The following is a 22,872-nucleotide window of genomic DNA, read 5'->3' as shown; positions in this document are numbered from 1 at the left end:
GTCATGCTACGAATCACCGAACTCAAGCTGCCCATCGACCATCCCGAAGAAGACCTGCGCCCTGCCATCGTACAGCGCCTGGGCATCGCCAGTGATGACCTGCTCGATTTCACCCTGTTCAAACGCAGCTACGATGCGCGCAAGAAGTCATCGGAGCTGTGCTTCATCTACACCATCGACCTGGATGTCAAAGGCGAAGCCGCCCTGCTGCTCAAGTTCGCCGATGACCGCAACGTCAACCAGGCGCCGGACGTCAGCTACAAAGTGGTCGGCCAGGCGCCTGAAGGCCTGACGGAACGCCCGATCGTGGTCGGCTTTGGCCCGTGCGGTATCTTCGCCGGGCTGCTGCTGGCACAAATGGGCTTCAAGCCGATTATTCTTGAGCGCGGTCGCGAAGTGCGCCAGCGCACCAAGGACACCTGGGGCCTGTGGCGTAAGAATGTGCTGAACCCCGAGTCCAACGTGCAGTTCGGCGAAGGCGGCGCCGGGACCTTTTCCGACGGCAAGCTGTACAGCCAGATCAAGGACCCGAAATTCCACGGGCGTAAAGTCCTGCACGAATTCGTCAAGGCCGGTGCGCCGGAAGAGATCCTTTACGTCAGCAAGCCGCACATCGGTACATTCCGCCTGACTGGCGTGGTGGAAAACATGCGCGAGCAGATCATCGCCCTCGGCGGTGAAGTGCGTTTCGAGCAACGCGTCACCGATGTGCTGATCGAAGATGGCCAGCTGCACGGCGTCGTCGTCGACGGCGGTGAGCAGATCCTTTCCAGGCACGTGATCCTGGCGCTCGGCCACAGTGCCCGCGACACCTTCCGCATGCTCCACGGCCGCGGTGTGTACATGGAAGCCAAGCCGTTCTCGGTGGGTTTCCGTATCGAACACCCGCAGTCGCTGATCGACGCGGCACGCCTGGGCAAATACGCTGGCCATCCAAAACTCGGCGCCGCGGACTACAAACTGGTGCACCACGCCAAGAACGGCCGCTCGGTCTACAGCTTCTGCATGTGCCCAGGCGGTACGGTGGTCGCTGCCACCTCCGAGCCGGGCCGCGTGGTGACCAACGGCATGAGCCAATACTCGCGTAACGAGCGCAATGCCAACTCCGGCATCGTGGTTGGCATTACGCCTGAGGTGGATTACCCGGGTGGACCGCTGGCGGGTATCGAGTTGCAGGAGCGTCTGGAGTCCCACGCCTACATCCTCGGCGGCAGCAACTATGAGGCCCCGGCGCAATTGGTGGGCGATTTCATCGCGGGTAAGCCATCCACGGCTATCGGTAGCGTGGAACCGTCCTACAAGCCGGGGGTAGCCCTGGGTGACCTGGCCCTGGCCCTGCCGGACTTCGCCATCGAAGCGATCCGCGAAGCACTGCCGGCGTTCGAGAAGCAGATCAAGGGCTACTCGCTGCACGATGCCGTGCTGACCGGGATCGAGACGCGCACGTCGTCGCCGTTGCGGATCACTCGTAATGAGTCGATGCAGAGCTTGAACGTCAAGGGCCTGTTCCCGGCCGGTGAAGGCGCGGGCTATGCCGGTGGGATTCTGTCGGCGGGTGTGGACGGGATTCGGATCGCCGAAGCGTTGGCGCGGGATATGTTGGGCCTCGAAGCCTGATAACTCGCTTATTTATTGAATGTGAGCGGGCTTGTGTGGGAGCGGGCTTGCTCGCGAAAGCGGTGGATCAGTTGAACAGTGTGTGACTGACACACCGCATTCGCGAGCAAGCCCGCTCCCACATTGGTTTTTGTGTTGAGTCAGATATTGGCGCGCAAGACGCTGGCCGGCAGCGGCTCGCCCCGCTCCACACTCGCCGCAACAGCCGCAATCAAGCCCTCCAATTGATAACCCTGCGTTTTAAGCCACGCCTGATCATAGTAAGTGGTGGCATACCGCTCTCCCCCGTCACACAAGATCGCCACGATCGACCCCGACTTGCCGGCTGCTTTCATCTGCAGCGCAGCCATCAACGCGCCGATCAAGTTAGTCCCACTGGACCCGCCGACCCGCCGCCCCAAGCGCGCGGCCAGGTAATGCATGGCCGCCAGCGATAATGCGTCTGGCACCTTGACCATCGCATCAATCACCTTGGGCAGAAACGACGCCTCGACCCGCGGCCGGCCAATGCCTTCGATGCGCGAACCACAGTCCAGGCGCAAACTGGCGTCGCCGCTCAAGTAGTAATCAAAAAACACTGAGCGCTCCGCATCGGCACACAGCACGCGGGTGCAATGCTGGCGGTAACGCACGTAACGCCCCAGGGTTGCCGTGGTGCCGCCGGTACCGGGGCTGGAAATCAGCCAGCTCGGCTCTGGGTAATGCTCAAACCGCATCTGCTGGAAGATCGACTCGGCGATGTTGTTGTTCGCGCGCCAATCGGTGGCCCGTTCCGCGTAGGTGAACTGGTCCATGAAGTGACCACCACTTTCCTGCGCCAACCGTTCGGATTCGGCGTAGATCTGCGTCGGATCGTTCACCAGATGGCTCTTGCCACCGTAAAAGGCGATCTGCGCGATCTTTTCCTGGGAGGTGGTGGCCGGCATCACCGCGATAAACGGCAAGCCGAGCAGGCGGGCGAAGTAGGCTTCCGATATCGCCGTCGAACCGCTGGACGCCTCGATCACCGGTGCGCCCGGCTTCAACCAGCCATTGCACAGCGCATACAGGAACAGCGAACGCGCCAGACGATGCTTCAGGCTGCCGGTGGGGTGGCTGGACTCGTCCTTGAAGTACAACTCGACACCTGGCAAGCCGGGCAGCGGCAAGGGGATCAGGTGTGTGTCGGCGCTACGCTGGAAGTCCGCTTCGATGATACGAATGGCTTCGCGGGCCCAGGGACGGTGGTCGCTCATGAGGAGGTTCTCTAAGGATTTCACGCCCAATCTTAGGAGGTTTCCTACACTCCACACAGATACAGTACCGACTCAATTGGACACACAATTGCTAAGCTTTGGCGCACTGCCCTCCCAATCACTCTCTTATAACAAATAAGAATATAACTTTTGTTTTAACAACTAACGGTACGGGTTAGGGTAGCCACCTATTGAACCTGGATTGGAGAGCATCCCTTGCCTCTGCGTAGCACTTTCACCCGTTTCTTCCAGCTGGAGGCCGCCAGTGGCTTGCTGTTGATCGCCGCTGCCGCACTGGCGCTGATCATCAACAACTCGCCGTTGTCGCACCTCTACAACGCCTTTCTCGATGTGCCGGTGGTGGCACAGATCGGCGCACTGAAAATCGCCAAACCTGCACTGCTATGGATCAACGACGGCCTGATGGCGCTGTTCTTCCTGCTGATCGGCCTGGAGGTCAAGCGTGAGTTGCTTGACGGCCATCTGTCCAAGCCGTCCCAGGTGGTGCTGCCCGGCGCAGCCGCGATTGGCGGCATGGTCGTACCGGCGCTGATCTACTGGGCGATCAACAAGGACTACCCCGCCGCGCTGTCGGGCTGGGCGATCCCCATGGCCACCGACATCGCCTTCGCCCTCGGCGTACTGGCCCTGTTGGGCAAACGCGTGCCGGTGTCGCTCAAGCTGTTCCTGATGACCCTGGCGATCATCGACGACCTGGGCGCAATCATCGTGATTGCGGTGTTCTATTCCTCCGACCTGTCGGGCGCCGCACTGGCGGGCGCGGGCGCTTGCCTGATTGCATTGATCACGATGAATCGCCTCGGTGTGATCAAGCTTGGCCCGTACCTGATCATCGGGTTGATCCTGTGGGTCTGCGTGCTGAAAAGTGGTGTGCATGCCACCCTGGCCGGCGTGACATTGGCCTTCTGCATCCCGATGCGCACCAAGAATGCCGAGCCTTCGCCATTGATGACCCTGGAACACGCCCTGCACCCTTGGGTGGCCTACGGCATCCTGCCGCTGTTTGCGTTCGCCAACGCCGGTGTGTCCCTGGCCGGCGTCAGCCTGGAAAGCTTCACCCACCACGTACCGCTGGGCATTGCCGCCGGCCTGCTGATCGGCAAGACCGTCGGCGTGTTCGGCCTGACCTGGCTGGCCATCAAGACCGGCCTGGCCGCACTGCCCAGCGGCGCCAACTGGGGCCAGGTGTTTGGTGTGGCGATCCTGTGCGGCATCGGCTTTACCATGAGCCTGTTTGTCGGTTCCCTGGCGTTTGTGCCGGGTGCCAGTGAGTTTGCCGGGGAAGACCGAATGGGGATTCTGACCGGGTCGATTCTGGCTGCGTGCATTGGCTATGCAATAACGGCGATGGCGAGTCGCAAGAAAGCATAACGAATGCAATGACTGTGGCGAGGGAGCTTGCTCCCTCGCCACATTTCCCTCCTGTTCCCATTCCCCCCTCAGATAAGACCTACATCGCCCCTGCTCGGCTTGCCATAACGTCGGCCCTCGTTATGCAGCACGCCAGGAGGGCACGATGGCAAATACCAAGGATACATTCCAAGTCTGGCGGTCCTACGGAACCGGCACCGGCGGTTATCGCATGCTTGAGCCCATGAACGAGGCCGAATTGGCGGCCCGTGCAGCGCGGCAAAAAGCCCACCAAACCCTGCTCGCCCGCCAGGAAGCCTATGAAAACAGCCGCCTGGCTGATCCGCACCCCGCCCCAACGCCCTTGATAGGCTGCGTTTTTACCAAGTCCTGCAACCTGCCGGACAGCATCATCGACTATCACGACCCCACCGGTTATGTGCCGCTTGATCGCCTTGAGGACTATGGCGAGTACGCGTTGCTGGGCGGTCGCGAGACCGACGAGTCTGGTGTGCTACCTCTCAAGAAAATCAGCGGCAGTGCTTTGCCGGCAGGCCTCGGAACGCTGGCGCTGGCCGGCACTGTTACAGGCTCAGTCGCCGCAGCCGGGGCAAGCACTGCCGGGGCAGCCTTCCTGACGGGCCTGGTGGGGCTGATCTGGCCCTCCAGTCTTGGCGACAGCGCGCTCTACACCGAAGAGCAACTGCGCTCCATGGCGAGAGCACGCACGCGGGTTCGCTTGCATGTCGAGCAACGGGAGGACGGCACGCTCAAGGGATACGCGTTCTACACAGGCAAAAATCGCGACTGGGAAATGGTCGATGTGGTGCAGTTTCAGTTGCAAGAGATGCAGTACATCGCCGACCTGGGTGACGGGATTGAACTGATCTGGACGCCTGCTGCAAACCCCGGTGACACCCTCGGCATCCCAGCGTTGCAAGCCGCGCCTTCGACACCGCATATATGGGTGTACCCGGCCAACGAGAAGGCCGCCAACATTATCGTCGACCCGATATATCCGCCGGACTACAAAGATTTCATCCTGGTGTTCCCGGCGGATTCGGGTGTTAGACCGCTGTATATCGTCGTCAGTTGGAAGTACGAGGACGCGCCTTATCACAGTAAAAAGGGGAATTCGGTTAAAAGTAAAAGGCCTGAAAACGGACTTGATTCACTTGATGCGTCGATAGAGGTGAACCCACCAAATTCGCGCCGCCGTATTGCGATCGATCCGCATACCAAAGAATTCGTAGTGATAGACCGTACCGAAGAGGGTTCGTATCACGCCCATGTAAGACCTTGGAGTGGATTGCGACAAGAAATGAAAAACGCCTTGATCAGAGCTGGTAAAACCAACCGCAAGGGAAAAATACTGGGAGAGACCAAATGACTATGCGATACCACGATCCATCATTGACCCATGATGAAGCAGTACAATATTTAGCCACTTCGGATGTGAGCAAAGTGACAGAAGCGTTGATTTCAATTGGGCTTGATGAAATGGACGGTGCATGGGCACAAGAAACCTGCCTCCAGTTTATCGAACATATTGAAGGTGACATTGCTGCCGCAGCTATTGTCGCTATCGGTCACATTGCACGTCGATTCGGCGAGGTAGATATGGAAAAAATCGCTCCCGCCTTTGAGCAAGCCAGGCGAAGAAGCCCTTCTTTGTCGGCGGCAGTAAATGATGCAATGGACGACATAGAAATGTTCACCTGACCCCCACCAAAAAGCCGCCTTGACCTGAACCAAGACGGCTCCGCCTCTCAGACCTTAAAGGTCATCAAAGCTGTCCCGCAGGAACTTCCAGACGTGATAAGCACGCAGGCCGTTCACTACGAGGTTCCACGTACGTCGTGCAAACTTGGACATACTCGGCCCTCCGTGAGTTGGGCCTTACCTCCAGCACACTTACCGGAACACGTGGGCCTTTGGATGCAGGTCGATGCATCTTTGAAGCCGCAAGCCCAGCCACTAACCGGGCTTGCAACAAAAACCCCCAACCGGTCACCCGATTGGGGGTTTTTCGTTTCTGCGACTAATTCTTAGCGAGTAACCCGGCTAGTCCCATCAACGGTCATGATGCGCACGCGGTCGCCAATGCGGAAGATTTCATTCTCCTGCACGGCCTGCACGTAGGCGCGCATGCTGCCGTCGTCTTCGCGGACGGTGATTTCCACGCCCTGGGTGCGGGTCAGGCCTTCTTCGGTGGCCGAGCCCAGCAGGCCGCCGGCAACTGCGCCGATCACCGCGGTCACGATACTGCCACGGCCGCCGCCGATGGCGCTGCCGCCAACGCCGCCGATGACTGCGCCGGCAGCACCGCCGATTGGGGTCTTGGTACCTTCGATTTTCACTGGGCGCAGGGATTCGATGGTGCCCATGCGAACGCTCTGTACACGACGCGCTTCGTCACGGGAGTACGAGTCGCCGGTCAGACTCGAAGCACAGCCACCCAGCAGAAGTGACAGGGTGGTGAAGCAGGCAACTAGTAAAACGGACTTACGCATAGCATCAACTCCAAAGGACAGGTGGTCATTAAACGCGGCAGCTTGGCGCCTGTCACGGCCCGCACCGCAAAAAATTGCTTTCATTCAGCCTGAGTACAGACTGCCAGTACCAGAAAACTCGACAAACGGTAGCCCAGCTCTTGTGCCAATAGATGTCACGACTGTTTCAACATTGTAGTCACGCAGCCGGATGCGGCCGAAGTCTGTGCAATAGAGACTTCGGCGCAACGGACAATATTCAGGTGAGGTGACGAAAGGTGACGCTCAGGGCGCCAGGCGCTCGCGGGTCCAGTCGGTCCCTTGCAGGCGATAGTTCAGGCGGTCGTGCAGGCGGCTGGCGCGGCCCTGCCAGAACTCGATGCGCTCGGGCAGCAGGCGATAACCGCCCCAGTGCTCGGGGCAGTCGGGCTGGGTATCGCTGAAACGCTGCTCGGTGGCCTTGAGCAAGTCCTGCAGTTCTTCACGGTCACGAATGACCTTGCTCTGCGGCGACGCCCACGCGCCCAAGCGGCTGCCCAATGGGCGGACCTGATAATAAGCGTCCGACTCCTCAGGCGTGACCTTGACCACCCGCCCCTCGATCCGCACCTGGCGCTCCAGGGTTGGCCAGAAGAAAGTCATCGCCGCGAACGGTCGCGCCGCGAGCTGTTCACCCTTGGCGCTCTGATAGTTGGTGAAGAAGGTAAAACCCTGGGCATCCAGGCCCTTGAGCAGCAGGATGCGGCAGTGCGGGCGCCCGTCCTGGTCAACCGTGGCCAGAGTCATGGCATTGGCTTCCACCGGCGGTTGCTCGGTTTTCACCGCATCGCCAAACCACTGGTGGAACAACGCAAACGGCTCGCTCGGGGCCTGCGCCTCGCTCAAACCATCCCGTGTGTAGTCACGGCGCATATCGGCCAGTGCCTGGGTCATGCGGTTTTATCCTTCTTTCAACAGATCAGTTTTTCGCCTGGTCGTTAGCCGGTGCAGCCGCCTTGGCTTTGGCTGGGGCCGCTTTCTTGGCAGCGGGTTTGGCCGGGGCTTTCTTGGCGGCGGGCTTGGCAGCGGCTTTCTTCGCGGCAGGCGCCTTTTTCGCCGGGGTCTTGGCGGCCGGAGCAGGTGCTGGAACGTCCTGCACCGCAACCATCTCAGCCACTGGCGGGGTCTTGCCCGAGTTGTACTTGCTCAGCAAGGCCAACATAGTTGTACGCTGAGTGAACATAATTTCCATGCGACGGTTCAGCGCACGGCCCTGGGTGCTGTCGTTGGCGGCACGTGGCATCAGGTCACCCATGCCGCGCAGCATCAGGCGGTCCTGCTTCAGGCCGCTGAGGCTGAAGATCGATGCGATCGACTGTGCACGTTCCTTGCTCAACGCCTGGCTCGCCGGTGCAGTGCCGGTGGCGTCGACGTGGCCCAGGACCAGTACGGCGGTCTTTGGATCGGCTTCAACAGCCTTGGCGACGCGGGTGAACGGGCCCAGGGTGACCGGCAGCAACATCGACGGACGTTTCGGGTTGTAGGAACCGTCCACCGGGGCGATCACGACCAGTACGTTGTCACGACGTTCCAGTTGCAGGTTGCTGTCCTTGATCGCAGCACGCAGGCGCGGCTCATAGTCGTCCAACCAGGCCTGGGTGATTTTCGGGTCAGGCATTGGGATATTGGTCACGTCGACCTTGGCCAGGGGCTTTGGCTTGCTTTCGAACGGCCACCACCAATGGGTTTCGCTCTCTGCCTTGGCGACAGCTGGCGCGGCGGCAGGTGCAGGGGTAGCAGCCTTGAGGTCGGCTTTCAAGTCAGCGGCCTTGGCGTCGGCGGCAGCCTTGGCGTCCGGCTTGGCGTCGACCTTGGTCACTGCGTCCTTGGCAGCCGTTTTATCCGATCCAAATGACCACCAATGCCCACCGTCGGCATCATTTTGTGGAGTTTGTGCACAGCCGGTAATAGTGAGGCAAAGCGCGAGTGCCAAGGACTTGTTCGATAACATGAGGTATCCACAAAATGAGAAAAAACCAGGGGTCTCGAGGACCCGTTAAACAGACGCCAGGATAAGAATAAAGTTACATACTTTCCGTCAGCGTCTTCTTATAGTTGCCTTTGTAACAAAAAAACGTGAAACAGCAAGGGGTTTACAGACAACCGGCCAATATTCCGACCAACTTCTGTGCACGTGGGTCCATAAGTACATAAGGCCCCAATGTATTAGTCACGAAACCAAACGCTACATCATGCTCCGGATCGGCGAAGCCCACCGAACCACCCGCACCAGGATGCCCGAACGCACGCGGGCCAAGGCCGAAGGTGGCATTCGGCAGTTGCGGTTGATCCAACATGCAGCCCAGGCCAAAACGGGTTTGTGTCAATAATGTTTTATCCGGCCCGATACTGTGTTCACGGGTCAACTCTTCAAGCATGTCGCTTTCGAGCAAACTACCGTCCAACAAACCGCTATAAAAACCCGCCAGGCTGCGCGCATTACCGTGACCATTTGCCGCCGGCTGCTGCATGCGTCGCCATTCAGGTTTATTAGTGCTGGTCAGAATAGACGGAGGATTGGCAAATGCCCGCGTAGTCATTGCAGTCGGTTCACGCATCATTACTTGCAGTAACCGTTGCGCGGCGGCATCGCCCATATTGCCTTTGCTGCGCGCTATATGCGCAACACGATAAAACTCTTCATCCGCCAGGCCTACGTGGAAGTCCAAGCCCAGCGGCCGTGCAACCCGCGCCACGATGGACTCCCCTGGCCCGCGCCCGTCGGCACGCCGCAACAGCTCGCCGACCAGCCAGCCATAGGTGATCGCCTCGTAGCCATGTCCTTGGCCCGGTGTCCACCATGGGGCCTCGGCCGCCAGGGTGTCGACCATTAATTGCCAGTCGTACAACGCCTCGGCGGGTAGCATCTCGCGGATCGCAGGCAACCCGGCCTGATGGCAGAGCAACTGGCGCAAGGTGATGGCTTCTTTGCCCGCCGCCGAAAATTCCGGCCAGTAGTCGGCCACGGGCGCATCCAGCTTCAGCTTGCCCTCGGCCACCAATTGCAGGGCCGTGACGGCGGTGAAGGTCTTGGTGCAGGAGAACAGGTTGACGATGGTGTCGCTGTGCCACGCCTCGGCACCGTCCTTGTCGGCGGTGCCGGCCCACAGGTCGACGACGGTTTCGCCGCCGACCTGGATGCACAGCCCGGCGCCACGCTCCTGGGGGTCATCGAACAACGCGGCGAACGCTTCACGTACCGCTTCGAACTGGAGCTCGTAATGACCCTGAATCTGCACCTAAGCCCCCTCGGAAAACGCCGTAAAAAGTGGTCGACATTGTTCCAGTCATTCCAGGATTTGGGAACCCGTCAACGCTGAATCAATGACCATTTCCAGCATGCCCGCCGGCATGTCCGGCGCCTTTGCCGTCACCGCCCGAGCGACCGCTTGCATGCTCATGCGCCGCGCTGGCCGCCTTGGCTTTTTCCGCCTCCTTGCCCAACTGCTCGACGGCCGCCAGGTTGCTCTTGCGCACGCTGTCGACAAAGCCCTGGAACGGCACATCGGTGATGCCGACCAGCCCGAAGTGGCCGTTTTCAGCGTCCAGCAGACGCCCGGTCACCGGCTGATCCAGATACTGGAACCAGTGCACGCCAATAATCGACGGCTCGGCCATGGCCTGCTTGAGGAAGTTGGCGTACGCCGCGCCGCGATCTTCCTCCCTGGCCAATTGGGTCACGCCGCCCCAGAACGGCCCACGGTCCGCCGAGCCGAAGTTGAATTCGGTGATCAGCACGGGTTTGTCCAACGCGCGCAGAGCCGCGAAGTCATAACCGTCCTGGGGTTTAAGGGTGTACATGTTGAAACTCAGCACATCGCAATACTGGGCGCACGACGCCACCGCCTCCGGAGTGCTCACCGCGTAGCGGCCGCCCAGTAGCAACTGGTTCGGCGCGTGCCATTTCAGCGCATCAGAGATGGTCTTGAAGTAGGCGTCGGCGAAGGTCTTCTGGAAATATTTGAAGTCGGCCTCGATTTCCGGGTGCTCGGCATTCGGCATCGGCGCTTCGAAACCCGGGTCTTCCATCAACTCCCAACCCGCCACATGAACGCCCCAGGCTTTCGACAGGCCGTCCTCGTTACGATACTTGTCGCGCAATTGCTTGAGGAACGCGCGTTTGGCCGGCACATCGGTGGTCATGCGCAAAGTGCCGTAGGCCAGGGCGTAACGGGACTTCGGATCATCGCCAGGACCGGCCCAGGCCAATTCATTGTCGGCGAAATAGCCGATCAACCATGGGTCATCACGGTGATCGCGGGCGGCAATGGCCACGGCGCGTTCGGTGGCCATGGCGAAGCGCGGATCAAACGGGTCGGGCATGCCGCCCCACCAGTCGGTGCCGGTGCTGATACTGGCGTAGTCGCCGACAATTGATAGCGGCAAGGTGTACGGCACGCGGTCGGCGCGGGCCAGCGCTTCGTCACTCCAGTTGCCCACAGTGTTGAAACCCCAGGCTTGCAGGCGATCTAGGGTGTGGCTGACCCAACGCTTGTGGTCGAACCCCTCACCGCCATAGGTACGTTGCAGGTTGGCGCCGTAGAAGTCATACCAGCGCCCGGCACCATAGCTGCGCCCTTCGCCGGCCCCATTGCCGGTGCGGTTATCGCCGCTGCCGTAGTAGTTATCCAACGGCTCGCCGGCCTTGGGTAACGCCGCGAACATCCATTCACGACCGGATACGTAGGTCTGGCTGTTATCCGGGGCCACGGTATTGACGCCCAACGAGTAGAACGGATGGCCTTGCGGCGTCACCAGATACCAGCGACCATCGCGCTTCTCGGTGCGGAAAAAACCGCTGGCCTCGAACGCCGGGCCTTTGTTCCAGCCGCCGTACGGGTCCAGTGCGGATTTATCCCGCGAGGCCAGCCAGCCCTGGAGCTGTTGCTGCTCCCTGGCGGCAGCGGCCTTGAGTTGTTCGTCGCTGCCAACCTTCTCCGGCCAGCGCGCACGGGTGGACTGACCATACGCATCCACCAGCTCGCTGTAGGCAGCCTTGATCACCGGCTCGCTGTCCTGCACGCCAAAGCGCTCCAACAGGATGCTCTGGGCCGCGCTGGGCTTGAGCATCGACAAGGTCACCGAAACCACCTGGCTGCGGTCGACTTCGCCAAAACTGCCGCCGAGCAACACGCGTTGGCCGTCCACGGTGATCGGCATCGGCGGGCCAGCCTTCATGCCCTGGCTCAACGGTGAGTTGGCTTGCAACGGGATCAGCAAGGTCTGCGCCGGACCCGCCGGCAGGTCGATGCGGCTGCGCAAGATCTTGCCGTCCGCGCTCTGCACTTTGACGTATAGGGTCAGCGCCCAGTCCATCGCACTCTGGATGCGCAGGCTCATGGCGCCGGACTGCGACCAGTCCCAGACGCCGCTCTGCGGGCTGAGCACCAGGCTCGGTTCGGCGGCCGGGTTGAAGGTGATGCGGCGCAACACCTCGCCTTCAGGGGTTTGTTCGGCGTTGTATTGCGGCAGGCTGGCGTCCTGGGTCGCCACCTTGACCACATCGGCAGGCCGGACGAAATTGAACAGGGTCTGTTGCCCGGCAGGCGCGGCCATCAAGGGCGCGGCGAACAACAGGGCAAATAGAGCGGGCAGCGTGCGAATCATACAGACAAGGTTCTCCCAGACGGCCGATGAATGGCCTGATGAAATACAGTGAGATAGACCACGGAGTGGGCAAAATCGCCCACGGCGGCTTAAGAAATTTCGCGCCTGAATGGCGGCAAGGCATTCAGGATAGCCTTGCCATAGCGCTGGGTGACCAAACGACGGTCGAGCAAGGTGATGGTGCCCCGGTCCTGTTCGGTACGCAGCAAGCGCCCGCAGGCCTGGACCAGCTTCAAGGAAGCGTCCGGCACCGAGATTTCCATGAACGGATTACCGCCCCGCGCTTCGATCCATTCGGCCAACGCCGCCTCGACCGGATCATCCGGCACCGAGAACGGGATCTTGGCGATCACCACGTGTTCGCAGTAGGCGCCCGGCAAGTCCACGCCTTCGGCAAAGCTGGCCAGGCCGAACAGCACGCTGGAGTCGCCGCCATCCACCCGCGCCTTGTGCTTGTTCAGGGTTTCCTGCTTGGACAGGTTGCCCTGGATAAACACCTGCTTGCGCCAGTCGCGGTCGAGACCGTCGAACACGTCCTGCATCTGTTTGCGTGACGAGAACAGCACCAGGGTGCCGCGCGAACCTTCCACCAGCTCCGGCAGGTCGCGGATGATCGCCGCGGTGTGCGCTGCGGCGTCCCGCGGGTCGGCCTTGAGGTCGGGCACTCGCAGCACACCGGCGTCGGCATGATGGAACGGGCTGGGCACCACGGCGGTGACGGCCTTTTTCGGCAGGCCGGCGCGCATGCGGAAGCGGTCGAAGGTGCCCAGGGCCGTCAGCGTGGCGGAGGTCACCAGGCAGCCGTAGGCCACGTTCCACAGATTGCGACGCAGCATTTCGGCGGCGAGGATCGGGCTGGCGTTGACCTCGATGTCAAACAGCGCACCGCTTTCCGACAGGGTCAGCCAGCGGGCCATGGGCGGGTTGTCTTCCGGGTCTTCGACGGTGAAGGCGGTCCACAATTCCCAGTTGCCTTGGGCGCGGGACAGCAGGCTGCCGAACAGCGGATACCATTCCTCGGCCTGGTTGCTGGCGATGCCGATGTTGACCTCGCCGTCCATGCCTTCCTTGAGCAAATCGGTGAGACGGGTAAACAGGTCGGTCAGGCGCGAAAAGCCCTTCTTCAACTCGATGCCCATTTCGCGCATATGTTCGGGGATCAAGCCGCCGACGAAACGGTGACGTGGGCGCTCACGGCCTTCCACATCTTCGCCGGGCTTGAAGTCGGCGACCTGCTCGCAGGCGCTGAACATGAATTGCTGCTGGGTCTTGATCTCCCGCGCCAGCTCCGGCACTTGTTCGATCAGCTTGCCCAGGTCGCCGGGCAGTGGGTGCTGGGCCAGCAACTTGGTGAGGTTCTTCGCGGTGCTTTCCAGCCAATCGGCGGTGGAACGCAGGCGCGTGTAATGGGCGAAGTGACCGATGGCCTTGTCCGGCAGGTGATGGCCTTCGTCGAAGACGTAGAGCGTGTCACGCGGATCGGGCAATACGGCACCGCCGCCCAGGGCCAGGTCAGCCAGCACCATGTCGTGGTTGGTGACGATCACATCGACCTTGCCCATGCCCTCGCGGGCCTTGTAGAAGGCGCACTGGCCGAAGTTGGGGCAATGGCGGTTGGTGCATTGGCTGTGGTCGGTGGTCAGGCGCGCCCAGTCGGAGTCTTCCAGGGCGGTGGGCCAGCTGTCGCGGTCGCCGTCCCATTTGTTGCCGGCCAGTTTCTCGATCATGCTGGTGAACAGCTTCTGGCTGACCTCATCCACCTCGATCTTGAAGCCTTCTTCTTCGAACAACGACGCGGTGGCGGTTTGCGCGTGGCCTTCCTGCAACAACACGTCGAGCTTGGACAGGCACATGTAGCGGCCACGGCCCTTGGCCAGGGCGAAGGTGAAGTTCAGGCCGCTGTTGCGCATCAGGTCGGGCAGGTCTTTGTAGACGATCTGCTCTTGCAGGGCCACGGTGGCGGTGGCAATCACCAGGCGCTTGCCGGCGGCCTTGGCGGTCGGGATCGCGGCCAGGCTGTAGGCCACGGTCTTGCCCGTACCGGTGCCGGCTTCGACGGCCACGACCGCGGGCTCACCTTCGCGGCGACCTTCGTCGTCGGTGTCGATATCCCCGAGGACCTTGGCCACTTCGGCGATCATCAGGCGTTGGCCGTAGCGCGGTTTCAAGCTCTTGGCTTCGAGAAAACGCGAGTAGGCGCCCTGGATCGTGGTTTTGAGTTCAGTGCTGATCATGGATAGTCGGGCGCAAAAAAACGCTGGATAAATTTTCAGTGGTTCGGATCGGCCGCTATCATACCCCGCTAATGAATCCCGCGCAGAACGGAGTACCGCAATGACCGCGTTTAGCCTCGCCTACACCCTGCATGTATTGGCCGCCCTGATCTGGGTCGGCGGCATGTTTTTCGCCTGGATGATCCTGCGCCCCGCCGCCGGGGCGGCACTTGAGGGCCCTGCCCGGCTCACGCTGTGGGCAAATGTGTTTCAACGTTTTTTTGTGTGGGTATGGGTCGCGGTGGCGATTTTGCCGATCAGCGGCATTGGCTTGCTGCACCTGCGCTTCAGCGGGTTTGAGACTGCGCCGCGTTATGTGCAGGTGATGATGGGCCTGTATCTGGTGATGACGGCGTTGTTTATCCGGATCCAGGCGTTGAAATTCCCGCAATTGCGCGCGGCGGTGGCGGCGCAGGACTGGCCGGTGGGGGCGGCGGTGCTGGGGCAGATTCGCCGGTTGGTAGGCATCAATTTGATTGTGGGATTGGTAACAGTGGCAATCGCCTCAGCCCGACCAATGCTCTGAGCTTGTAGTGAGCGGGCTTGCCCCGCGCTGGGTGGCGAAGCCACCCCAACCGGTACGCCGCGGTGTTTCAGAAAGACCGAGGTGTCTGGATTTGGGGCGGCTTCGCCCCCCAGCGCGGGGCAAGCCCGCTCACTACAAGTTACAGGCGTTGGATGGTGACGGAACCTGCGGGACCCGCTGGTCCTGGTTGGCCTTCCAACCCAGGACGGCCCTTCTCGCCGCCATCGGCCTGATACACCAGGCACCCCTTGGACTGCCCGCCTTTGCCCGGCTTACCCGCCGTGCCCGCCAAACCACCCGCTCCACCGTCGACCCAGACCTTGATCTGCTGCGCCGGGAAGTCCTTTGGCAATTCGACCCGCACTTGCGCACCCGCCGCACCCGGCAAGCCATCACCACCGTTGTCGCCATTGGCGCCACGCCCGGCCGCGCCCCAGGTGCAGCCCGGGTCCACGCCGTTGGCACCGTCCAAACCGGCATAACCTTTGGCACCAGCACCACCACGGGCATCCACCGACAACTCATCGGCCGCCAATGATTGAATGCGCAAGGTCAGGTCGCGCCCGGCCTTGGCCGGTTTTTCATGGGTGCCGGGAGCGCCGCGCGAGGTGAACTGGCTGCCGTGGTCAAGTTGCGCATGGCGCACCTGCAATTGCAGCGCGGTATTACCCGGGACGATGGCGATACGCGCGTCACGCCCCAAGTGCAACTCATCCACCGTGACCTGGCTGATACTGGCCGGAATCAGCAACGTGCCGTAGTCCGCCACATCCAGGCGCTCCAATTGCAGCACGCTGGTGCTGTTGGGCAGGCGCATCAACGAGTTGGTTTCAACACTGACGCTCTGGGCCAGGGCAATGGGGCTGACCAACAGGGCCAACAGTAAAACCTTACGCATCTTGGGGCTCCCGAGTTTGTTCTAGTTTTTTCTTTGGACGCACAGTAACGACTTCTACCGGCGATTTGCCAGTGAAGGTTCAAAAAAGTTGGGAAAGGTCGGTTTCGGTAAAGATTGCCGGCAATGCCCCTGTGGCTCCCACAGGGGCAAGGGCTGTCAGCGGTTGATCTGGATTTCCACGCGGCGGTTCAACGCACGGCCTTCAGCGGTTTTGTTGTCGGCGACCGGATGGCTTTCGCCAGCCCCCGTTACCGAAACAAAACTGCTGCGCGGCACACCCGATTGGATGAGGTACTCGGTGACCGAATGCGCACGTTTTTCCGAGAGTTTCTGGTTGTAGGCGTCTTTGCCGACGCTGTCCGTATGACCACTGACCCGCAGTTGCGCGCCCGGTGCTTCTTTTTTCAGGCGGGTGGCGATGGTATCGAGCTTGGCTTTATCCGCCGCCGTCAACTTGGCCGAATCGAACTGGAACAACACATCGCGGATCACGATGGTTTCTTCCTTGACCACGACCACTTCCTCAACCACTGCCGCGACCGGCACCGGCGGGCAACCGTTGGCATCTACATGCACGCCCTTCGGCGTGCCCGGGCACTTGTCGCGGCTGTCCGGTACGCCATCGCCGTCCTCGTCGCCATCGCCATGCACCCAGCAATAGGCGCCGGCCATGCCGCCGACCAACAGCGCGCCATAGCCCGCGTAGGCCGAGCTTTCCGTTGCACCGATCGCCGCGCCGGTCACACCGCCAACGGCGGCGCAGGTGGGCCAATCGGTTTTTTGCAAGCCTGCGCAACCTGTCAATACGCTGGTTAGCAGAATCAAGGGCAGAGCTGTCCGCATGATGCTCATCTGATTTCTCCTGAGGGGATCGGCGGGGGCCGATGGGTGGAGTAAAGACCGCTCTTTTCATCTGCGCCAGTAGGCCGCACCCCCGGTTTCATTGAGGATCGCCGCCAGTGCCTGGCTTTTCGCAATCACCCGCTCTAGGCCAGCACGCTCAGCCGCGCTAGTCTCTATGGTCCTGATGTGAGGATCTGTGATGACCGCTGGTATTTCCGCTCGTACACCCCAACAAGCCTTGGCTGCCCTGCTCGACCTGCACCAGCCCAAGCGCCTGTTGCTGTTGGGGGCCAGCCAGTTCCCGGCGCTGGAGGCTTTTAAAGCCGAACACCCGGACACCCAGGTGTCCATCGCCCCACCCGGCCCCCTGCCCGCCGAACTGGCCGCGCAGCGTTTTGACCTGGCGCTGGTGGTCGACTGCCTGGAACACCTGTCAAAGGCACAAGGCCTGACCCTGCTCGGCGGCATCCGCAACCTCAATGCCAGCCGCATTGCGGTGCTGGTGGACCTCGGCGCGTGCCAATGGCAAGACACCGACTTCTTCTCCCTGGCCCTGCAGGCCGGCGAGCGTTTCCAGCGCGATGAGCAGGTTCTGACGCTGTTTACCTACGATCTGCTTGACTATAAACAGGTGCCGGACTGGCTCAACGCCCGGTTCTGGGCCAACCCGGAAAACTTCGGAAAGTATTGGTGGTAACCCGATGAGTACATCCATTTGCCCCTGCGGCAGTGGCAACCTGCTGGATGCCTGCTGCGGCCATTATCACGCCGGCCACCCGGCGCCCTGCGCCAGCGCGCTGATGCGTTCGCGCTACAGCGCCTATGTGCTGGGCCTGGTGGACTATCTGGTGGCAACCACCCTGCCCGCGCAACAGGCCGGCCTGGACCGTGACGCCATCGGCGCGTGGAGCGCCCAAAGCACCTGGCTGGGCCTGGAGGTGGAAAGCTCCGAGGTGTTCGGCGGCCAGCCGGAGCACGCGTTCGTGACCTTCACCGCCCGCTGGCATGACAGCACTGGCGAACACAGCCACCGCGAACAGTCTTCTTTCGTACAGAATGACGGGCGCTGGTACTTCATCGATCCGACCGTGGAGGTGAAGACCGGGCGCAACGATGCCTGTCTGTGTGGCAGCGGGCAGAAATTCAAGAAGTGTTGTTCCAGTTATCTCTAACCAACACAGGACAAACGCCATGCTTCGGATCTACAGCTTGATGCTGGCGTTAACCCTCGGCCTGAGCGGCTGCGCGTCGTGGTTCGAAGACGACGCGCCACCGCCCCACGTGTCCCTGGTGAAAGTCGAAGTGGTGCGGGCCAAGCTGTTGGAGCAGAAGTTCAAGCTGTACTTTCGCGTGGACAACCGCGACGACGCCGACCTGACCGTACGCGGCCTGGTCTACAAGGTCAGCCTGGACAACTTTGTGCTGACCGAAGGTGAATCCAACGAGTGGCTCACCGTGCCGCCCAGAGGCCATGCTTTTTTCAAGGTTTCGGTACGCACCAACCTCTGGCCACAGATCCGCGATGTGGTGCAGATGCTGAAAAACCCGAGCAAGCCAGTGCCCTATCGCCTTGAAGGCGAGCTGAAAACCGGATTATTCATCGGTTATGACGTGCAGGTGGCCCACAATGGCGAGATAATCCCCGGCGATTTTATTCCGGAGCGACATCAATGACTCAGCAACCCCATGTCCATGGTCCTGACTGCAACCACGATCACGATCACCATGATCACGACCACGGCCATGTCCACGGCCCGAACTGCGGCCACGCTCACCAGGAGCCGGTGCGCAACGCCTTGAAGGACGTGGGTCGCAACGATCCGTGCCCGTGCGGCAGCGCAAAAAAATTCAAGAAGTGCCACGGGGCGTAATACGCCACTTGAATCTGTAAGCGGGCTTGTGTGGGAGCGGGCTTGCTCGCGAAGGCGGTGTGTCAGTCACAGGTATTTCAACTGACCCACCGCCTTCGCGAGCAAGCCCGCTCCCACATTGGATTGCATCTCAAATCAGGATTTGAGCTGAAACAACAGCTCAACCTCTAGCCCGCCACCGTCTCGATTCCTCAAGCTCAACCGCCCTTCATGCGCCCAGGCTTAGCCCAGCACATCACGGGAGTTGATCACCGTGGCGTATTCGCCGTGCAGGTTGCCCAGGGACATGGCGTGCACCAACTCGGCGGGGTGCGGCGCACCGAAAAAGTCCGGTTTGTCGAAGGTGTAGCACGCGTCCTCAATCACCCAGGTATCAAACCCGAGGTTGCCGCCAGTGCGGGCGGTGGCTTCCATCGAGTTGTGGGTGGCCACGCCCACCAGCACCAATTGCACGATGCCGGCCGCGCGCAACTGCGCTTGCAGCGGCGTACCGCTGAAGGCATCCGGTACGCGTTTTTGAATCAATTGCTCGCCGGGCGCAGGCACGCAATTGTCCTGGAACTCGACGCCGGACTGCCCAGGCCAGAACACCGAGTCCGGCAGATGGGACAAATGCTGCACATGGATCACCGGGCGCCCGGTACTGCGCCAATGCCGCAACAGCGCCTGGATGCGTTCTTCGGCCTGTGGGTTATTACGCCGCCCCAGCTTGGGGTGATGAATGCCTTTTTGCTGATCAATCACGATCAGCGCCGCGTCCTGTCGAAATGCCATAACGATAGACCTAAATGTTTCATTGAATTTTCGCGCTCCCAGCATCACCTATTCCTACAGCCATTCGCGCACTTGGAGAGCGTCATGATCGACTTGTACTACTGGACTACCCCCAACGGTCACAAAGTATCACTGTTCCTGGAAGAAGCCGGCCTGCCTTATGAGGTGCATCCGATCAATATCGGCCAGGGCGACCAGTTCAAGCCGGACTTCCTGAAGATCGCTCCCAACAACCGCATTCCGGCCATCGTCGATCATCAACCGAGCGATGGTGGCGCGCCGATTTCGTTGTTCGAATCCGGCGCCATCCTGCTGTACCTCGCGGAAAAAACCGGCAAGTTCATTGCCAAGGACCTACGCGGTCGTCAGGAAACCCTGCAATGGCTGTTCTGGCAGATGGGTGGATTGGGGCCGATGGCCGGCCAGAACCATCACTTCAGCCAGTTCGCACCGGAAAAGATTCCCTACGCGATCAAGCGTTACGTGGATGAAACCGCACGCCTGTACGGCGTATTGGACCGGCGCCTGGCAGACCGCGCGTTCGTCGCAGGCGAGGACTACAGCATTGCCGACATGGCCATCTATCCGTGGATCGTTTCCCACAAGTGGCAGAGCCAGCGGTTGGAAGATTTCCCCCATGTGCAGCGTTGGTTCAACAGCATCAAGGAGCGGCCGGCGACAGTGCGGGCCTACGAACTGGTGCAGAAAGTGAATCCGCCCAAGGCCTGACCCCAAAGCATTTGATTTGAGCCCGTCTCAAGATCTGATGCTTTCCCCAAACTCCTGCTTGCGTCGTTCCACCGCGCTCACTAACGTAGCGCCTTTACTGACGCTACCCCCCGCAGGAGCTTTGCCATGGCCTCGCCAGCCCTCTCACATTTTCTTCCCCGGTTCGGCGTTGCCGCGGCAGTGGCCAGTGCATTAAGCCTGGCCGGCTGCCAACTCCAGAGCATCCAGGACACCCTGCCGCCGGTCGCCGGCGTGCAACCGATCAAAGGCCTGGCACAGAATGTGTCGGTGCGTCGCAATGCCCAGGGCATGCCGTTGATCGAAAGCAACACCTTCCATGACGCGCTGTTCAGCCTCGGTTATGTACATGCCAGTGACCGCATCACCCAGATGGTCACGTTGCGCCTGCTGGCCCAGGGCCGTCTGGCGGAGATGTCCGGTCCCGATGTGCTGGATGCCGACCGGTTCATGCGTGCGGTCAACCTGAAAAAACGCGCCGGCGAGCTGTATAACGCCTCCTCGCCACGCCTCAAGCGGTTCTTCGAGGTGTACGCACGCGGCGTCAACGCCTACCTGTTCCGCTACCGCGACAAGCTGCCGCCGGACCTCGCCCAGACCGGCTACAAGCCCGAGTACTGGAAACCGGAAGATTCGGCGCTGTTGTTCTGCCTGTTGAATTTCAGCGAGTCGGCCAACCTGCAGGAAGAAATCGCTTCCCTGGTGCTGGCGCAGAAAGTCGGCGTCGACAAACTCGCCTGGCTCACCCCGAGCGCGCCGGATGAAGCGATCCCGCTGGCCGAAGCCGAGAAACTCAAAGGGGTCAACCTGGGCCAGATCACCGGCCTCGCCGGGCTGGACACGGTCAGCCAGCAACTGAACCGCCTCAACGCCCTGGCCGTGACCACCTCGAGCAACTGGGCGATTGGCCCGCAACGCAGCCGCAGCGGCAAAAGCCTGCTGTCCAACGACCTTGCCGCCCAGCCGCAAGCGCCGTCGCCGTGGAGCTACGTGCAGATCCGCGCGCCGAAATACCAGGCGGTCGGTGCCTCGATTGCCGGTCTGCCGACCCTGTTGTCCGGCTTCAACGGCAAAGTCGCGTGGAGCATGAGCACGGTCAAGGGCGACACCCAGGACCTGTTCCTGGAGAAGGTCAAACGTCAAGGCAGCGCGTTGTACTACGAGAGCAACGGCAAATGGCTACCGGCCGCTGTGCGCAACGAAACCTTCTTCGTCAAAGGCCAACGCTCGATTCGCGAAGTGGTGTACGAAACCCGCCATGGTGCCCTGCTCAACAGCAGCCAGGCACTGACCAGCGGCCTGGGTCTGGCCTTGCAAACCGCCGACTTCAAGGACGACAAGAGTCTGGACGCGTTCTTCGACCTGTCCCGCGCACAAAACGCCGGCAAGGCCTCGGACGCGACCCGCGAGATTCGCGCCATCGCGTTGAACATGGTGTTTGCCGACGCCAGCAACATCGGCTGGCAAGTCACCGGCCGCTTCCCCAACCGCCGCGAAGGTGAAGGCCTGCTGCCCTCGCCGGGCTGGGACACGCGCTTTGACTGGGACGGTTACGCCGACGCAATGCTGCACCCTTACGACCAAGACCCGGCCCAAGGCTGGATCGGCACCGCCAACCAGCGCACCGCACCACGCGGTTATGGCATGCAGCTGTCCAACTCCTGGGACGCGCCCGAGCGCAGCGAGCGCCTGGCGCAACTGGCCAATGCGGGCAAGCATGACACCCGCAGCATGATCGCCATGCAGTACGACCAGACCACCACCTTCGCCGCCAAGCTCAAGAGCATGTTCCAGGCGCCAGGCATGGCCCAGCCGCTGAAACAGGCGATTGACGCCCTGCCGGCAGCCGAGCAGGCCAAGGCCCGCGAGGCGTTGAGCCGCTTGATGGGGTTCGATGGGCGCCTGGTGTCCACCTCCGCCGACGCGGCGCTCTACGAACTGTTCCTGCAAGAAAGCACCAAGCAGATCTTCCTCGATGAACTCGGCCCGGAAAACAGCGCCAGCTGGAAGGCGTTTGTCAGCAACGCCAGCCTGTCCTACGCCGCCCAGGCCGACCACCTGTTGGGCCGTGAAGACAGCCCGTTCTGGGACGACATCCGGCCCCCGCAGAAAGAAGACAAACCGGCAATCCTCGCCCGTAGCCTGGCCGCGGCGATCAGCGCCGGCGACAGCCAACTGGGCAGCGATCACAAGGCCTGGCAGTGGGGCAAGTTGCACAGCACCACCTGGAAAAACGCCGGGGGCCAGGTGATTCGAGGCCCATTGGCATCCGGTGGCGACCACAACACCCTGAACCCGGCACCGTACAACTGGGGGCAGGACTTCACTACCACCCAGGTGCCGGCGCTGCGCATGATCGTCGACTTCGGCCAAGTGGAACCGATGACAGGCCAGGGTGGCATCGGCCAATCCGGCAACCCCGCCAGCCCGAACTATGCCAACGGCATCGACCCATCGCTCAAGGCGCAATACCTGAGCTTCCCGATGCAGCCGCAGAACTTTGACAAGGTGTACGGGAAGACGCGGCTAACCCTGACCCCAGGCAAATAACCCCGCCCCCCTACGAAGGGCAGCCCCGC

General features: G+C 61.3%; 21 protein-coding genes. 11 read left to right on the top strand and 10 right to left on the bottom strand.

Features of this window, described 5'->3' with window-relative positions; all coding sequences use genetic code 11:
• Nucleotides 1–3 precede the first annotated feature (3 nt).
• A complete protein-coding gene (locus LIY36_RS26180) occupies nucleotides 4–1,617 on the top strand; it encodes an NAD(P)/FAD-dependent oxidoreductase (protein WP_226457693.1) in 1,614 nt (537 codons plus the stop codon).
• Between the two features lie 140 nt (nucleotides 1,618–1,757).
• Here LIY36_RS26180 and LIY36_RS26175 read toward each other — a convergent pair whose 3' ends face one another.
• Nucleotides 1,758–2,852 carry a PLP-dependent cysteine synthase family protein gene (locus tag LIY36_RS26175; RefSeq protein WP_226457692.1) on the bottom strand — a complete coding sequence of 365 codons (1,095 nt, stop codon included), beginning with the start codon at nucleotides 2,850–2,852 and terminating at the stop codon, nucleotides 1,758–1,760.
• A gap of 216 nt (nucleotides 2,853–3,068) precedes the next feature.
• Here LIY36_RS26175 and nhaA point away from each other — a divergent pair, with 216 nt between their 5' ends.
• The 3 genes from nhaA (at nucleotide 3,069) to LIY36_RS26160 (ending at nucleotide 5,945) form a co-directional block, all read left to right on the top strand.
• Nucleotides 3,069–4,244, top strand: coding sequence for a Na+/H+ antiporter NhaA (gene nhaA, locus LIY36_RS26170; RefSeq protein WP_226457691.1), 1,176 nt, complete (start codon nucleotides 3,069–3,071; stop codon nucleotides 4,242–4,244).
• Nucleotides 4,245–4,389: 145 nt separating this feature from the next.
• Nucleotides 4,390–5,613 carry an S-type pyocin domain-containing protein gene (locus LIY36_RS26165; RefSeq protein WP_226457690.1) on the top strand — a complete coding sequence of 408 codons (1,224 nt, stop codon included), beginning with the start codon at nucleotides 4,390–4,392 and terminating at the stop codon, nucleotides 5,611–5,613.
• Complete coding sequence (locus LIY36_RS26160) at nucleotides 5,610–5,945, top strand: hypothetical protein (protein WP_226457689.1); 336 nt, start codon at nucleotides 5,610–5,612, stop codon at nucleotides 5,943–5,945. Before LIY36_RS26165 ends, LIY36_RS26160 begins: the two co-directional genes overlap by 4 nt.
• Before the next feature lie 326 nt (nucleotides 5,946–6,271).
• Here LIY36_RS26160 and LIY36_RS26155 read toward each other — a convergent pair whose 3' ends face one another.
• From LIY36_RS26155 to dinG, 6 genes are all read right to left on the bottom strand, one after another.
• Nucleotides 6,272–6,736, bottom strand: coding sequence for a glycine zipper 2TM domain-containing protein (locus LIY36_RS26155; protein WP_026136695.1), 465 nt, complete (start codon nucleotides 6,734–6,736; stop codon nucleotides 6,272–6,274).
• 264 nt (nucleotides 6,737–7,000) lie between these two features.
• Complete coding sequence (gene pdxH, locus LIY36_RS26150) at nucleotides 7,001–7,648, bottom strand: pyridoxamine 5'-phosphate oxidase (RefSeq protein WP_226457688.1); 648 nt, start codon at nucleotides 7,646–7,648, stop codon at nucleotides 7,001–7,003.
• A gap of 25 nt (nucleotides 7,649–7,673) precedes the next feature.
• A complete protein-coding gene (locus LIY36_RS26145; protein WP_226457687.1) occupies nucleotides 7,674–8,705 on the bottom strand; it encodes an OmpA family protein in 1,032 nt (343 codons plus the stop codon).
• A 142-nt stretch (nucleotides 8,706–8,847) separates the two neighbouring features.
• Nucleotides 8,848–9,993 carry a serine hydrolase domain-containing protein gene (locus LIY36_RS26140; protein WP_226457686.1) on the bottom strand — a complete coding sequence of 382 codons (1,146 nt, stop codon included), beginning with the start codon at nucleotides 9,991–9,993 and terminating at the stop codon, nucleotides 8,848–8,850.
• An 82-nt stretch (nucleotides 9,994–10,075) separates the two neighbouring features.
• On the bottom strand, nucleotides 10,076–12,361 hold the full coding sequence (locus LIY36_RS26135; protein WP_226457685.1) for a beta-galactosidase: 2,286 nt from the start codon (nucleotides 12,359–12,361) through the stop codon (nucleotides 10,076–10,078).
• Nucleotides 12,362–12,450: 89 nt separating this feature from the next.
• Nucleotides 12,451–14,595, bottom strand: coding sequence for an ATP-dependent DNA helicase DinG (gene dinG, locus LIY36_RS26130; RefSeq protein WP_135288038.1), 2,145 nt, complete (start codon nucleotides 14,593–14,595; stop codon nucleotides 12,451–12,453).
• Between the two features lie 100 nt (nucleotides 14,596–14,695).
• Here dinG and LIY36_RS26125 point away from each other — a divergent pair, with 100 nt between their 5' ends.
• Entirely contained in the window at nucleotides 14,696–15,160 is a 465-nt protein-coding gene (locus tag LIY36_RS26125) for a CopD family protein (RefSeq protein WP_226457684.1), read from the top strand.
• A gap of 139 nt (nucleotides 15,161–15,299) precedes the next feature.
• Here LIY36_RS26125 and LIY36_RS26120 read toward each other — a convergent pair whose 3' ends face one another.
• Together LIY36_RS26120 and LIY36_RS26115 are read right to left on the bottom strand one after the other, a co-directional pair.
• Complete coding sequence (locus tag LIY36_RS26120; protein WP_192299317.1) at nucleotides 15,300–16,058, bottom strand: collagen-like protein; 759 nt, start codon at nucleotides 16,056–16,058, stop codon at nucleotides 15,300–15,302.
• A gap of 156 nt (nucleotides 16,059–16,214) precedes the next feature.
• On the bottom strand, nucleotides 16,215–16,910 hold the full coding sequence (locus tag LIY36_RS26115; RefSeq protein WP_226457683.1) for an OmpA family protein: 696 nt from the start codon (nucleotides 16,908–16,910) through the stop codon (nucleotides 16,215–16,217).
• Nucleotides 16,911–17,100: 190 nt separating this feature from the next.
• Here LIY36_RS26115 and LIY36_RS26110 point away from each other — a divergent pair, with 190 nt between their 5' ends.
• Genes LIY36_RS26110 through LIY36_RS26095 form a run of 4 tightly spaced genes read left to right on the top strand, consistent with a single transcriptional unit; the run spans nucleotide 17,101 to nucleotide 18,772 of the window.
• Nucleotides 17,101–17,598, top strand: a complete 498-nt coding sequence (locus LIY36_RS26110; RefSeq protein ID WP_226457682.1) for a DUF6231 family protein — start codon at nucleotides 17,101–17,103, stop codon at nucleotides 17,596–17,598.
• A 4-nt stretch (nucleotides 17,599–17,602) separates the two neighbouring features.
• On the top strand, nucleotides 17,603–18,073 hold the full coding sequence (locus LIY36_RS26105; protein WP_192299320.1) for a YchJ family protein: 471 nt from the start codon (nucleotides 17,603–17,605) through the stop codon (nucleotides 18,071–18,073).
• 19 nt (nucleotides 18,074–18,092) lie between these two features.
• The gene (locus LIY36_RS26100) at nucleotides 18,093–18,575 is read left to right on the top strand and encodes an LEA type 2 family protein (RefSeq protein WP_192299321.1); all 483 of its coding nucleotides are present in this window, start codon (nucleotides 18,093–18,095) and stop codon (nucleotides 18,573–18,575) included.
• A complete protein-coding gene (locus LIY36_RS26095) occupies nucleotides 18,572–18,772 on the top strand; it encodes an SEC-C metal-binding domain-containing protein (protein ID WP_026136698.1) in 201 nt (66 codons plus the stop codon). Before LIY36_RS26100 ends, LIY36_RS26095 begins: the two co-directional genes overlap by 4 nt.
• Before the next feature lie 222 nt (nucleotides 18,773–18,994).
• Here the strand turns inward: LIY36_RS26095 and LIY36_RS26090 are convergent, their stop codons facing one another.
• A complete protein-coding gene (locus LIY36_RS26090; RefSeq protein ID WP_226457681.1) occupies nucleotides 18,995–19,546 on the bottom strand; it encodes a cysteine hydrolase family protein in 552 nt (183 codons plus the stop codon).
• 84 nt (nucleotides 19,547–19,630) lie between these two features.
• Between LIY36_RS26090 and LIY36_RS26085 the strand changes: the two genes are divergently transcribed.
• Together LIY36_RS26085 and LIY36_RS26080 are read left to right on the top strand one after the other, a co-directional pair.
• A complete protein-coding gene (locus LIY36_RS26085; protein ID WP_226457680.1) occupies nucleotides 19,631–20,275 on the top strand; it encodes a glutathione S-transferase N-terminal domain-containing protein in 645 nt (214 codons plus the stop codon).
• A 126-nt stretch (nucleotides 20,276–20,401) separates the two neighbouring features.
• Nucleotides 20,402–22,843: a penicillin acylase family protein gene (locus LIY36_RS26080; RefSeq protein WP_226457679.1), complete on the top strand. Its 2,442-nt coding sequence runs from the start codon at nucleotides 20,402–20,404 to the stop codon at nucleotides 22,841–22,843.
• Nucleotides 22,844–22,872: the final 29 nt, after the last annotated feature.

This window comes from Pseudomonas sp. AF03-9, assembly GCF_020515815.1.
Taxonomy (GTDB): domain Bacteria; phylum Pseudomonadota; class Gammaproteobacteria; order Pseudomonadales; family Pseudomonadaceae; genus Aquipseudomonas.
Note: the sequence above shows the minus strand (reverse complement) of the source record. Positions and strands in the feature narration are given on the sequence as shown.